The organism is Ruegeria sp. CG8, assembly GCF_056537165.1.
The window spans coordinates 506759-519849 of sequence record NZ_JBQFRA010000003.1 but is presented as its reverse complement, the minus strand read 5'-3'; the positions used below and the strand labels follow the sequence as shown (position 1 = coordinate 519849).

Below are 13091 nucleotides of genomic sequence, written 5' to 3'. Positions count from 1 at the left end.
TCGGTGCCTCCTTACGGTATGAGAACCAGCTTTCCGGGCAGGGTCTTTGATTGAAAGGCCGTCTGCGCCTGCACGATCTCGCGCAGCGGGTAAGTCTTGGAAATCAACGGCTTGATCCGACCCGCGTTCATCAACTCGACCAACCGGCCGAAGACCTCGAAAGCCTGATGGGTGCAGCCGTGGATCGTGATGTCACGCAGGTAGATCTCGCGCAGGTCGGCCTGCACGATCGGGCCGGCGATGGCCCCGGACACGGCATATTGGCCGCCCGGCTTCAGCGTCCGGATCAGTCCGGGAAAGGCCGGGCCGCCGACTACGTCGATCACCACGTCAAAGCTGTCCGGCGGCAGCGGCGTGTCGCGGTCGAACGTCCCAGCCGCACCCTGCGCCCGCACCACTTCGGCCTTGGCCGCACTGGTCACCGCCCAGACGGTTGCTCCCCGCAAGGCTCCCAATTGCACGGCCGCCAGCCCGACGCCGCCCGAGGCGCCGGTGATCAGCACCTTGTGCCCGGCGGTCACGCCCGCGCGGGTCAACAGGTTCTCGGCCGTCCCGAACGCACAAGGGATGGCGGCGATTTCCACGTCCGACAGCGGTGAGGCGGTCACGTCATAGAGGTCATCCGCCTCGAGCAGGCAGTATTGCGCAAAAGCCCCGTCGATCTCGGACCCAAGCGCGATGAAGCCTGTCGGGTTACCCGGGCGCGGGCGCGGCAGGTTGATCGGGCAGGTCACGCGTTGCCCCGGTTTGAAGCCGGCACCCGGCCCGATCTGCTCCACGATACCGCAAAGATCTCCGCCTTGAATGCGGGGAAAGGACAGCGCGCCGCCCCACCCGCCGGCTTCGACCTCTTGGTCAACCGCGTCCGTCGCGCCGGTGACGTCCGAGGAATACCATCCGATCCGCGTGTTGATGTCGGTGTTGTTGACGCCTGCCGCGACCACGCGGACCAGAACCTGCCCGGACCCGGGTTCTGGAACCGGAATATCCTCGCGCCATTCCAGAACTTCTGGACCACCGTGACCTGTCAGATAGACACCGCACATCGTCTTTGGAGCATTCATTTCGCTGGCTTCTCAGGTCTGGTCGTCGGGATGGGGCGGCACCGGCCCCATCGGCACGATGTCGTAGCGGGCATTCAGATCGGCCATCTTGGCCTCGTCCTCAAAATCTGCCTGGGTCATGGTTGCCAGTTCCGCAAGGAAACCGTCAAACCCGGAGGGTTGAAAGATCATGAGCATTCGTGCCGGTTTGTTGTCGGCGACGCGGCAGGCATGCGGCACACCCGGCGGAACATGCATGGTGGTGCCCGGCGTGCACAGGTGCCAATCTCCGTCGACGTAGAAATCCACGGCGCCCTCGAGGAAATAGAAAGTCTCGGCGTGGCTGTCGTGGCGATGAAGGCCAAGCGCGAAGCTGGCCTTCAAGTTGTCTTCCATCAGGGTGTAGGCCCCGCCCGTGTCCTGACCGGAAACCTTCACGAAGGTATGGTCATTCTCCCAGTCATAGTTGGGACCCTCACCGGGTCCCTGCTTGGAATATCGCGGGCGCATATGGGCCTCCTTGTTTCAGGCGCGCAGCCGCTCGTTTGCGGGATCCCACAGCGGCTGATCCTCCTGTACCACGGCGCGACACTTTTCGCCGTAGATTTCCACCTCAAGCTCGGTGCCCGGGTTGGCCAGATCGGCCTTGATCATACCCAGCGCGACGGACTTGCCGACACGATAGCCCCAGGCGCCCGATGTGGTCTCGCCCACGATCTGGTCGCCCTGCCAGATGCAGGACATGTAAGGCGCATCGCAGTCACCGGCCTCGACGACCAGAGTAACGAAAGACTTCTTCGCTCCACGCTGCTTTTCCGCCAGCAACGCGGCCTTGCCCGGGAAATCCTGCGGCTTGTCGAACTTGATGAAGCGCTCCAGCCCGCCTTCGAGCAGCGAGTAGTCGGTGCTGAGATCGCCCTTCCATGCGCGATAGCCCTTCTCGATACGCAGTGAGTTCAGCGCATACATGCCAAACGGCTTGGCCCCGGCGGCGAGGATCGCGTCATAGATCGCGGGCATGTGCTCGTTTAACGCATGCACCTCCCAACCCAACTCGCCGGCAAAGGATACGCGGATCAGGTGGGCGGGCTGTCCGGCCACGGTGGCCGCCTGATGGGTCAGCCAGCCCAGCGAGAGGTCGGCATCGGTCAGGCCCGACAGGATCTCACGCGATTTCGGACCGGTCACGATCAGCGTATCGCGGGTGGTGGTCACGTCCTCGACCGTGACACCCGAGGGCATCGCGTTCACAAGGATGTCGCGGTCGTGCCATTGCGCGGTGGCGGCGGTGATCATCACGAAGTCATCCTCGCCCAGACGCATGCAGGACATCTCGGTCAGGATGCGGCCGCGATCGTCGGCGATGTAGACGAGGTTGATCCGCCCCACCTTGGGCAGGCCGCCGGTGACCAGCCCGCGCAACGCCTCGGCCGCGCCTTCGCCCTTGACGACAAAGCGCGAGAAACCCGGCAGGTCGAGCACGCCGCAATGGTCGCGCACGGCCTCGCATTCTTCCTTGATCCGCTGCTCCCACGGACCCGAGCGGCCCCAGGTGTGGGTGCTTTCCTCGGAAGTGTCATCCCCCGGCTGCGCGAACCAGTTGGCGCGTTCCCAGCCGTTGTAGACGCCCATGACGCCGCCCAGTTCCTTGACCTTGGCGTGAACCGGCGACAGCTTCTTGTCGCGCGCGGCGGGCCATTCGTGATGGGGGAAGTGCATGGCGTATTCGTTGCCGTAGACCTCCATTCCCTTCTGGTTGCAGTAATCCTGATCGGTGTAATCGGTGTAGCGGCGCGGATCGACGGCCCACATATCCCATTCGGTGGCGCCATCCACGATCCATTCGGCCAGAACTTTGCCTGCACCGCCGCCTTGGGCGATGCCGAAGGTGAAGGTATGCGCCTCGAAGGCGTTCTTGACCCCCGGCATCGGGCCAATCAGGGGCAGGCCATCCGGCGCATAAGGGATCGGCCCGTTGATCACGCGGCCCACGCCCGAGGTCGCCATCAGCGGCACCCGCTCCATCGCGTCGGTGACGATGTCCTCGATCCGGTCCAGATCATCGTTCCACAGCTGAAAGCTGAAATCCTCAGGCATCGGGTCGTCCTCGGTCATCCAGTGGCCCTTGCAGTTGGGCTCGTAGGGGCCGAGATTGAAGCCGTGCTTTTCCTGCCGCAGGTAGTAGGAGATATCCACGTCGCGCAGCAGCGGCAGCTTGCCGCCGTTTTCCTTGGACCAGGCTTCGACCTCGGGGATCTCATCAGTCAGCAGATACTGGTGGCTCATGACCATCGCGGGTACGGTGCGGCCGCCAAAGGGTTTGAACCATTCGCCCACACGCTGCGCGTAGTAGCCGGCCGCGTTGACGACACAGTCGCAGTCGATGTCGCCCTTTTCGGTGTGGACGGTCCAGGTGCCGTCGTCATGCTGGGTTACGCCGGTGGCCGGGCAGAACCGGATGATCTTCTGCCCCATGTCGCGTGCGCCCTTGGCCAGCGCCTGGGTCAGCTGCGCAGGGTCGATGTCCCCATCGGTCGGGTCATACAGAACGCCCTCAAGATCATGAGTTTCCAGGAACGGGTAGCGTTCCTTGGCCTGCTCCGGCGTCCACATTTCCATCGGGATTCCCTGGTAGCGGCCCATCGACATGGCCCGCTGGAACTCCTGCATCCGCTCTTTGCTGTGCGCCAGACGGATCGAGCCGGACACGTGGTAGTTCATCGGGTAGTCGACCTCTTCGCCAAGGCGCGAATACAGTTCGGTCGAATAGCGCTGCATGTTCATGATCGCCCACGAGGTCGAGAAGGTCGGCACGTTGCCCGCCGCGTGCCAGGTCGACCCTGCGGTCAGCTCGTTCTTTTCCAGCAGAACGCAGTCGGTCCAGCCCTTTTTGGCCAAATGGTACAGCGAGGACGCCCCTACGACGCCGCCGCCGATGATGACCACGCGGGCCTTGGTCGGAAAATCGCTCATGTTTCTAGATCCCTGTCATTGTGCCCTTTGGGGCAGTTCATCCGTGATGTCGTAGTAGTCGCCCTTGTCCGCCACGAAGATGTGGCGGGCCAGTTTCAACTGAGTGGGCTGGTCCAGAGCCCCCATCGAAACCGAAATCGTGTCTTCGTCCTTGTGCTGCCAGAACAGAAAGCTTCCGCATGCCTTGCAGAAACCACGCCGGGCCGTGTCCGAAGCCTGAAACCATCCCAGAGTATCGCTGCTGTTCAGGGTCAGGTTGTCCTGGTGGGTCGCGGTCGAGGCCCAATAATGCCCAGACTGCCGACGGCATTGCCCGCAGTGGCAGGCCGAGGGCGGTGACAGCTCTCCGTTGATCGTGAAGGCCACCGAACCGCAAAGGCACGATCCTTTTTGCATGGTTCTATCCCTTTCCTGCAGGTGCCGCGCTGGTTCCCAGCAGGACGCCATAAATGATGAAACAGGTGGCCATGACGCGGCGCACCCAGACGTTGAACACGGCGCCCAGCGCCGCCCGCCCCATCACCGCACCCAACAGTGTGAACCCGGTGTAGCTGAGCGTCGTGATGATCAGCGCCGTCGGCATGATGATCGCCATTTGCTGCCAGATCGGCACATCAGGCTGCACGAACTGGGAAAACGCGGCCAGGTAACCTGCGACGCTCTTTGGATTGATCGTGGCGACGGCCAAGGCATGGAGATAGACATGGCGGGCCGGGCGCTGGCTGGCCGGCGCGGGACGCGCGGCGTTCATCCACCCCCGGAGTCCCATCCAGATCAGGAACCCCGCCCCGATCAGCTTGGCCACAAAAAACCCGGTTGGCGAGGCCGCGATCAGGGCTGTCACCCCCAGAGCCGACAGGATCAGAAAGGCGCTGGCCTGGGTCAGGATCGCCAGAACCCCAAGCATCGCCTTGGGAAATGGCAGGCTCATCCCGTTCGAGATACAATTCACCGCATTCGGACCCGGCGTGGTCACGAACACCACCCAGAACAGCGCGAATATGGTCCAGGCCTCAAAGCTCATCAGTACACCGGCGGAGCAATCACCCAGACGGCCACGGCGGGTTCGTCGTAAGGGTTCGCCCATTGATAGGGTTCGTGCTTGATCCGAAAGCTGTCCCCGACGCCGACGGTGAAATTTCGGCCTCCGATCGTAAGGTCGAGACGGCCCGAGATCATGTATCCAACCTCCTGCGTCGGACGGTTGGCCGGGGTCTGCATCCGGGAGTGGGGCTCAAAGGTGGAATGCACCATCTCGAAATCATCGGTCAGGTCAGGCGACAGCAATTCCTCGATCAGCCCTTCCTCGCCCGACCCCATCGGCCGGCGCGAACCGGCGCGAACCACATAGCCCTGTTCCTCGGCCAGAACGCCGGTATGGGCGAACAGCATCGACATCGGCACACCCAGGCATTCCGCGATCAGGCGCAGATCCGAGATCGACGGAGCAGACAAATCGCGCTCGACCTGGCTGAGCCAGCCCACCGACCGGTCCAACCGCGAAGCGATATCGGTCAGCGTCAACCCGCGCGCCTTGCGCAGCGCGCGAATGTCCGCCCCCAGCGTCGCAGCGATATGGGCCTGGTCGTTCACGCTACCACCCCCGATTCATGAAATTTACGTCACATTTTTCACGATGTCCCGAATCGGTGAAAATTCCAAGAGATTTTTCACTACCGATCCTGATCCTTCCACGCTATGGCTGCGGAATGTGGATCGTCATTCTGTATTTCTGGGCCATCAACGCGTTGACTTTGCTGGTGTTCGGCTGGGACAAGCTGCGGGCGATCCGACGCAGGCGGCGTGTCCCGGAGAAGTGGCTTTTGCGACTGGCGCTGTTGGGCGGCAGCCCCGCAGCTTTGTTGGGTCGCTGGATATTCGGGCACAAGACCCGAAAAAAGCGGCTGACGACTCTGCTGTATGCCATTACGGCTCTGCAGGCGGGCGCGATCTACCTGTTCCTCACCTACAGTTCTGTTTGAAACTGGCATTTGGCAGTGCGATCGGGCAATGGTTGCAAATGATTGACAGAACTTCGTCCCAGGCGCTGGCCATCGGGTCAGTGGCGGTGTCCCTGCTGGTGCTGCTGCTCAAGGTCCTGGCATGGCATTTGACCGGGTCGGTCGCTCTGTATTCCGACGCAATGGAATCTTTGGTCAACGTGGTTGGCGCGCTGCTGGCGTGGTTTGCCATTCGAATGGCGGAGCGTCCTGCCGACAGCAATCATCCTTTCGGACATCACAAGGCCGAGAACTTCTCGGCCATCGCCGAGGGGACCCTGATCGTTCTCGCCGCAATCCTGATCATTCAGGAAGCCTGGGGCGCCTTGTTCGCGCCTCACCTGGACCAGCTCGGACCGATCGGACTGGCCGTGAACGCAGCGGCCATGGTCCTGAACCTGGTCTGGGCCCGCGTCTTGATCTCGGCGGGTCAGAAACGGCGCTCGCCGGCCATGACCGCCAATGGGCGCCACCTGATGACCGACGTCTGGACCTCGGCCGGGGTCTTGTTGGGGCTGATCCTCGTATTGCTCACAGGCTGGGCCGTTCTTGACCCGTTGCTGGCCATTCTGGTGGCCGCGAATATTCTGCGCGAAGGTTGGAAGGTCATTTTCCATTCGGCCGGAGATCTGATGGATTCAGCGGCCCACACCGAGGACACGGACATCATCGAGGCCGCCGTTCGGAACTCGTCTCAGGGAGCCTTGCAGATCCACGATCTGCGCACCCGACGGGCCGGCAAAGCCGTGTTCATCGAATTTCATCTGGTCGTCGATCGCAACATGACAGTCGGTGACGCCCACGACATCTGTGACGCGATCGAAGATGCAATCGCCGAAAAGCTGCCCGAGGCCCGGACCATCATTCACGTGGAGCCGGACTCTCAGCTCAAAGCCTCGGGAATCGAACCGGAATAAAGGTTCTACAGACGCCCGAAAACCTGCGCGAGGATACGCGACAGCCCATCGGCATCGGCCTGCTCGAACGCATCGGGCTGATCGCTGTCGATATCAAAGACCCCGATGACCTGCCCCGCAGAGTCCCGCACCGGCAGAACCAATTCGGACCGGGTCGACGAGGCACAGGCAATGTGCCCCTCAAACGCATCCACATCCGGGACCAGCTGAACCTCTCCGGTCCGCGCTGCTGCCCCGCAGACCCCGCGCGAGAACGGAATGACCAAACACCCATGCCCGCCTTGATAGGGTCCGATCTTCAACAACTCCGGCTCGGTCACACGGTAAAACCCTGTCCAGTCAAAGCGGTCGTCGCTGTGATGCACCTCGCAGGCGACGGTGGCCATCAGAGCGACCTGGTCAGTTTCACCTTCCGTCAGGGCTTCGATGGTTTTGGACAAGAGCGCGTAGTCAGCTTTCATGGGGTCATTTCCAATGTGCAACCGGGCCGCAACCTCTGCGGCCCGGTTCAGCTAATGGCAAAATGCCAAAGCGTCAAACCCGCTCGATCGCGATTGCGGTGCCTTCGCCGCCTCCGATGCAGATCGCGGCCACTCCGCGCTTCAGGCCACGCTTCTCGAGTGCATTTAGAAGCGTCACCATGATGCGTGCACCTGAGGCACCGATCGGATGACCAAGGGCACAGGCGCCACCGTTGACGTTGACCTTGTCGCGCGGCAGGCCCATTTCGTGCATGAAGGCCATCGGAACAACGGCAAACGCCTCGTTCACTTCCCACAGGTCCACGTCGTCCTTGCTCCAACCGATCTGTTCCAGCAGCTTCTGCGCGGCCGGGACCGGAGCCGTCGTGAAAAGGCCGGGCGCCTGGGCGTGGCTCGCGTGGCCCAGGATGCGGGCACGTACATTCACGCCGCGCGCCTCGGCCGTGTCAGCCGCAGCAAGAACCAGCGCCGCTGCGCCATCCGAGATTGACGAGGAATTGGCCGCCGTCACCGTGCCATCCTTGCGGAATGCCGGCTTCAGCGTCGGTATCTTTTCCGGCCGCGCCGATTTGGGCTGCTCGTCCGAATCCTGAATGATTTCACCTTTGCGGCTTCGGACCGTGACGGCTGCGATCTCGTCCGAGAAGGCCCCGCTGGCCTGCGCTTCGAGCGCATTCGACAGCGATTTCAACGCGTATTCGTCTTGCGCCTCTCGGGTGAATTGATAAGCCTCGGCGCAGTCTTCGGCAAAAGTGCCCATCAGGCGGCCCTTGTCATAGGCATCTTCCAACCCGTCCAGGAACATGTGATCCACCACCTGGCCGTGACCGATACGAGCCCCGCCGCGCATCTTGGGCAGCAAGTAGGGCGCATTCGTCATGCTTTCCATCCCACCCGCAACCATCGAGTCTGCATGGCCAAGCGCGATCTGATCGAACGCCATCATCGCCGCCTTCATGCCCGACCCGCACATCTTGTTCAGCGTGGTCGCAGGTACCTCTTCTCCCAGACCTGCCGCAAACCCTGCCTGACGCGCCGGAGCCTGCCCCTGACCGGCGGGCAGAACGCAGCCCATCAAAACCTCGTCGACCGTCTGCGTCTTGGCGTTTTCAAGCGCCGCGCGAATGGCGACGCCACCCAGTTCCGCCGCAGGCACGCCGTCGAACATTCCTTGAAACCCGCCCATCGGCGTCCGGGCCGCACCAGCGATCACAACCTCTTTCATGTGACGACTCCTCCTTTTGTCGAGTGCTTGGATACCGAATGGTAAGAAATGCCGTCTAGCGTATTTCTACGATCGATCGACGGAATCCGAGGGGAGTCACGTGGCACTGAGCAGCAAAACGACAGGCGAGACGCAGATCATCACAGTCGACGCCGCCCGCATCGACGCCGCCATGGCGATACAGTTCAAGGAAGACATGCGGACCCAAACCGCAGATGGCGCCGGACGGATCATCCTGGACCTGTCTGCGGTCGAGTTCATAGACTCCAGTGGATTGGGAGCGATCGTGGCGTCCATGAAGCAACTTGGAAATGGGCGCAGGCTGGAACTGGCGGGATTGCAGCCTGTCGTGGCAAAGGTTTTTCGGCTGACGCGGATGGATACGGTTTTCAAACTGCATCCCAACTTGGATGACGCGCTGGCCTCCGAGTTGGAGTGAAGCGCCAGGGAGCAAATGGCGTGACAGTCAAATGCGAAGACGGCCGACTCGAAGTGGCGTTCCCTGCCGTCGAAGCCGAGGCCAGCCGCGCCATCGCTTCGTTGCACGCGGGGCTGTCGAATCTCGGTTTGCCGGGGCAAAAGACTGCCGACATCAAGATCGTGTTGGCCGAGGCGATCAACAATGTTGTCGAACACGCCTATGCTGAGCGCGCGCCCGGAATGGTTCGGGTTTCCGTGCTGGACTCCAAAGATTACCTGGAGGTCCAGATCACTGACACCGGGCACCCCTTGCCCGGCCTGAAGATGCCTGATGGCATTCCTGCCAGTGTGGAAACCGATACTTCAAACCTGCCCGAAGGTGGATTCGGTTGGTTCCTGATCCGCACATTGGCCGACGAGGTGCGGTATGACCGCAGAAACGGCCAAAACCTGCTATTCTTGCGGTTTGAGCGCACAAAAAAAGCGGATCGGCCACAATAACGCCCAGATCGGACCATTGTCGCGCCGCAAACGACCGGCAGAAACAAGGGGTAGCTCAGATAGCTTCCCTCGGCGCCATGTGTCACAGCCCCCACCCAGTGAACGGCGCCGAGGACCTTCTCCTTGAAATGACTGGACATTAGCCATCGGCACCCTAGTGTCGACACGTTCAGGAGGAGACCCATTCCATGCGCGATTTCCACGCCCCCGGCCGTTCCGAGGTTTTGTCGACCGAAGGGATGTGCGCAACCTCGCATCCGCTGGCTGCAAAGGTGGCGCTGGACATTCTGGGCCGCGGCGGAAACGCGATGGACGCCGCCATTGCCGCGGGCGTACTTCTGGGCATCTGCGAACCGCAGATGACAGGTCTGGGTGGCGACTGTTTCGCTCTTTACAATCGCGCCGGCGAAACGAAGGTGCGCGCGCTGAACGGATCCGGGCGGGCGCCCGCTGGCGCCTCGGCCGAAGATCTGCGGGCCCGTGGGTTGGCTGCGGTGCCACTTGACGGCCCCGAAGCGGTGACGATCCCCGGGGCTGTTGACGCATTCTGCCACCTGTCAGAGGCCGAGGGTCGATTGGGGATCGAGGCCCTTCTTCAACCTGCAATTCACTATGCCGAAACGGGCGTTCCGGTTGCACCTCGCGTCGCGCATGACTGGTCGATCGGGGCCGAAACGCTGCAGGGCGCAGCCCGGGATCACTATCTGATCGACGGCCGCGCCCCAACGACAGGTCAGGTGTTTCGCGCTCCGGGTCAGGCAGAAGTCCTGCGTCGCGTGGCCCGAAGGGGACGTGACGCCTTTTACGAGGGCGAAATCGCCGATGACATGCTGGCCGCGTTGAATTCCCGAGGCGGTGTTCATTCGGCCACGGACTTTCACGACACAAAGTTCATCGAAGCCTCACCGGTCGGAGGTGACTACCGCAACGCTGAACTGCTGGAACATCCGCCGAACGGACAAGGCGCGACTGCGATCCTGCTTCTCAACATCCTCAAGCATTTCGACATTGCAGGCATGGACCCGTGGGGCGCCGAACGGGCGCATATCGAAGCCGAGGCGACCAAGCTGGCCTACGATGCACGCAACCGGTTCATCGCCGACCCGGATCAGTCGTCGCGCATGGAACATTTTCTGGCGCCGGAAACGGCGGCAAAGCTGGCCGAGCTGATTGATCCCCGGCGCGCCATGACCGCCGCCGCCCCGCTGACCGAAGCGGTGCACAAGGACACGGTTTATGTCACGGTCGTCGACCGGGATCGTATGGCTGTTTCTCTGATCTACTCCATCTTCCACAGCTTCGGATCGGGCATCGCCTCGGAAAAGTTTGGCATTCTCCTGCAGAACCGCGGATGTGGTTTCAACCTTGAACCGGGGCATCCGAACGAGCTGGGCGGCGGCAAGCGCCCGATGCACACCATCATTCCTGCGATGCTGAAGCAAAACGGCCAGATAGCCATGCCGTTCGGCGTGATGGGCGGGGCCTATCAGCCGACAGGCCACGCGCGCCTGGTTTCCAACCTTCTGGATTTCGACTTGGGGCTGCAGCACGCCGTCGACGCCCCCCGCGTTTTTGCCGACGGTTCGATCTTGAAGATCGAACCGGGCTACAACCGCAGGATCGCGCAACAATTGTCAGACTTGGGCCACAATGTCGTCGAGACGGAAACACCTTTGGGCGGTGCACAGGCGATCCGAATCCATCAAAGCGGAGTTTTGGAAGGCGCTAGCGACCCCCGAAAGGACGGCTGCGCTTTGGGTTACTGACGCCGCAACGGCGTCAGCACCGCATCAGTTCAGTTGGAAGTGCAGCGGATAGCTGCCGTCCTGAAACGGCCCGAACATGTTGGGAATATCAGGATGATCAACAGGTTCGCCTGACTGGTCGGCAATCAGATTTTGCTCTGATACATAAGCCACATAGAAGGATTGATCGTTCTCGGCCAGCAAATGGTAGAACGGCTGATCCTTGATCGGGCGGCTGTCTTCGGGAATTGCCTCGTACCATTCCTCGGTGTTCGCAAATTCCGGATCCACGTCAAAAATCACCCCTCGGAAGGGATGTTTCTTGTGACGAACCACCTGGCCCAGGCGGTACTTTGCATGTGTCTTCAGCATTGTTTCAGCCCCCAAGGCACTTACTAAACCTTTCCGCCGGCAATTGCCAATCATTGATCTGAAATTCCCGGAAACAGTCTGTGAACCTATGCCTGACAGTCGGCGGCCTGCGGCACAGTTTCTTATACGATTGTGATTTCCTCAGCCTGCAATCTGCGCTAGAATAAAGAAAAAAAGGCACGAGGCACATGAGCAGAAAACTTCTCGTACTCTTCGGGGTGCTGTTTTTGGCATCCTGTGGGGGCGGCGCACAGCGTCCGCCCAGCAACCTCAATGACGCTTGCGCCATCGCGCGCGAGCGGCCGGACATGATCAAGGCGTTCAAAAGCACCGAACGCAAATGGGGTGTCCCGGTTCATGTCCAGATGGCAACCATCTACCAAGAAAGCCGCTATCGTCACGACGCGCGGACGCCCCACAAATATGTTCTGGGGGTTATTCCGATGGGCCGTCAGAGCAGCGCCTATGGCTTCAGCCAGGCCCTGGACGGAACCTGGGAAGAATATCAGCGCGAAACGGGGAAGCGGCGCGCCAAGCGTGACCGCATTCGTGACGCGTCAGATTTCGTCGGTTGGTACATGAACAAAAGCAGTCAGAAGATCGGCATCTCGACCAGCGACACGCGGAACCAGTATCTGGCGTATCACGAAGGTCGCGCGGGTTACGCACGCGGCAGCCACTACGGCAAGACCTGGCTATTGAACGTGGCCAATGACGTGGACGCACGTGCGCAGATGTACCAGGCGCAGCTGTCCAGCTGCCGCTACTGAAAGAGCCGCGGGTCAGCGGTTTTCTGACCCGCGCCGCGCCTTGTTCGAAAACAGGCCGCTGTCGATTCTGACATCTTCGTTGAGGGGACCCAGCAGCACCGTGGTTTGACCCCCGGCGTTGTCGTAGATGACCCATTTCCTCAGCTCGATCGGATTAGCCGTGAACATCAGCTCGATCCGCCCGGACTCGGGGTTTTTCGGGTCCTGCGCGGTGACGACCGTGGCTGTGCCATCAAATGTGTGGCCGACTACCATGTTGGCCTGCGACAGGTTCACGTTTCGCGCCAGAACCAGCGACAGCGGCGTGCGCTTCAACGGGTACTGCTCGGGCGGCTGGTTTGATTTGGGGTCGAACACCATCACGGTGCCGGCATTGGCCAGCACGACCGCGCTGTTGGGCGGATCGTATTCGAACCGCATCTTTCCGGGCCGCTGCAGCCACAGCTTGCCGGTACTCAGCGATCCGTCATCGTTGACTTGGGTAAACGTCGTCTGAACGGCCTTCAATCCGTTCAGATAGTTCGAGATCTGCGACAAGGCCAGCTTGTCGGCGGCCCAGGCTGCAGGGGCAGTCAAAGCAAGGGCAAGGGCAAGGGCAATCTGTTTCATAACACACAGATATGCGCTCTGCCCTTGTTATTAA

The 13091-nt window shown here is 61.4% G+C and carries 16 protein-coding genes; 6 read left to right on the top strand and 10 right to left on the bottom strand.

Going from position 1 to position 13091, the window contains the following annotated elements:
• Window positions 1–11: 11 nt before the first annotated feature.
• From ACR0EF_RS12735 to ACR0EF_RS12710, 6 genes are read right to left on the bottom strand one after another with little or no spacing between them, the layout of a single operon-like run.
• The gene (locus tag ACR0EF_RS12735) at window positions 12–1064 is read right to left on the bottom strand and encodes an alcohol dehydrogenase family protein (protein WP_170372985.1); all 1053 of its coding nucleotides are present in this window, start codon (window positions 1062–1064) and stop codon (window positions 12–14) included.
• Between the two features lie 12 nt (window positions 1065–1076).
• The gene (locus ACR0EF_RS12730; protein ID WP_093964282.1) at window positions 1077–1553 is read right to left on the bottom strand and encodes a cupin domain-containing protein; all 477 of its coding nucleotides are present in this window, start codon (window positions 1551–1553) and stop codon (window positions 1077–1079) included.
• A 15-nt stretch (window positions 1554–1568) separates the two neighbouring features.
• Window positions 1569–4016 (bottom strand): GcvT family protein, encoded by a 2448-nt coding sequence (locus tag ACR0EF_RS12725; protein WP_170372984.1) that lies wholly within the window; start codon window positions 4014–4016, stop codon window positions 1569–1571.
• Window positions 4017–4031: 15 nt separating this feature from the next.
• Window positions 4032–4412, bottom strand: a complete 381-nt coding sequence (locus ACR0EF_RS12720; RefSeq protein ID WP_170342302.1) for a GFA family protein — start codon at window positions 4410–4412, stop codon at window positions 4032–4034.
• Between the two features lie 4 nt (window positions 4413–4416).
• Window positions 4417–5040 carry a LysE family translocator gene (locus tag ACR0EF_RS12715; protein WP_093964279.1) on the bottom strand — a complete coding sequence of 208 codons (624 nt, stop codon included), beginning with the start codon at window positions 5038–5040 and terminating at the stop codon, window positions 4417–4419.
• Complete coding sequence (locus tag ACR0EF_RS12710) at window positions 5040–5609, bottom strand: helix-turn-helix domain-containing protein (protein WP_093964278.1); 570 nt, start codon at window positions 5607–5609, stop codon at window positions 5040–5042. Before ACR0EF_RS12710 ends, ACR0EF_RS12715 begins: the two co-directional genes overlap by 1 nt.
• Window positions 5610–5725: 116 nt before the next feature.
• On the opposite strand from ACR0EF_RS12710, the gene ACR0EF_RS12705 reads away from it, so the two are divergent.
• On the top strand, window positions 5726–5998 hold the full coding sequence (locus ACR0EF_RS12705) for a DUF1294 domain-containing protein (RefSeq protein ID WP_170365999.1): 273 nt from the start codon (window positions 5726–5728) through the stop codon (window positions 5996–5998).
• A 38-nt stretch (window positions 5999–6036) separates the two neighbouring features.
• Window positions 6037–6933: a cation diffusion facilitator family transporter gene (locus tag ACR0EF_RS12700; RefSeq protein WP_170341329.1), complete on the top strand. Its 897-nt coding sequence runs from the start codon at window positions 6037–6039 to the stop codon at window positions 6931–6933.
• A 5-nt stretch (window positions 6934–6938) separates the two neighbouring features.
• On the opposite strand, the gene ACR0EF_RS12695 is transcribed toward ACR0EF_RS12700, so the two are convergent.
• A complete protein-coding gene (locus tag ACR0EF_RS12695) occupies window positions 6939–7394 on the bottom strand; it encodes a GAF domain-containing protein (RefSeq protein ID WP_170342295.1) in 456 nt (151 codons plus the stop codon).
• Between the two features lie 73 nt (window positions 7395–7467).
• Entirely contained in the window at window positions 7468–8640 is a 1173-nt protein-coding gene (locus tag ACR0EF_RS12690) for an acetyl-CoA C-acyltransferase (RefSeq protein WP_170370041.1), read from the bottom strand.
• Window positions 8641–8740: 100 nt separating this feature from the next.
• Between ACR0EF_RS12690 and ACR0EF_RS12685 the strand changes: the two genes are divergently transcribed.
• The 3 genes from ACR0EF_RS12685 (at window position 8741) to ACR0EF_RS12675 (ending at window position 11327) form a co-directional block, all read left to right on the top strand.
• Complete coding sequence (locus ACR0EF_RS12685) at window positions 8741–9079, top strand: STAS domain-containing protein (protein ID WP_170342291.1); 339 nt, start codon at window positions 8741–8743, stop codon at window positions 9077–9079.
• 20 nt (window positions 9080–9099) lie between these two features.
• Window positions 9100–9561 carry an ATP-binding protein gene (locus ACR0EF_RS12680; protein WP_170370043.1) on the top strand — a complete coding sequence of 154 codons (462 nt, stop codon included), beginning with the start codon at window positions 9100–9102 and terminating at the stop codon, window positions 9559–9561.
• A gap of 188 nt (window positions 9562–9749) precedes the next feature.
• Window positions 9750–11327: a gamma-glutamyltransferase family protein gene (locus ACR0EF_RS12675; RefSeq protein WP_170372983.1), complete on the top strand. Its 1578-nt coding sequence runs from the start codon at window positions 9750–9752 to the stop codon at window positions 11325–11327.
• A 24-nt stretch (window positions 11328–11351) separates the two neighbouring features.
• On the opposite strand, the gene hspQ is transcribed toward ACR0EF_RS12675, so the two are convergent.
• A complete protein-coding gene (hspQ, locus tag ACR0EF_RS12670; RefSeq protein WP_170341320.1) occupies window positions 11352–11678 on the bottom strand; it encodes a heat shock protein HspQ in 327 nt (108 codons plus the stop codon).
• A gap of 188 nt (window positions 11679–11866) precedes the next feature.
• Here hspQ and ACR0EF_RS12665 point away from each other — a divergent pair, with 188 nt between their 5' ends.
• Window positions 11867–12448: a transglycosylase SLT domain-containing protein gene (locus ACR0EF_RS12665; RefSeq protein WP_093964271.1), complete on the top strand. Its 582-nt coding sequence runs from the start codon at window positions 11867–11869 to the stop codon at window positions 12446–12448.
• Between the two features lie 12 nt (window positions 12449–12460).
• Here ACR0EF_RS12665 and ACR0EF_RS12660 read toward each other — a convergent pair whose 3' ends face one another.
• On the bottom strand, window positions 12461–13057 hold the full coding sequence (locus ACR0EF_RS12660) for a LolA family protein (RefSeq protein ID WP_170372982.1): 597 nt from the start codon (window positions 13055–13057) through the stop codon (window positions 12461–12463).
• Between the last annotated feature and the right edge of the window lie 34 nt (window positions 13058–13091).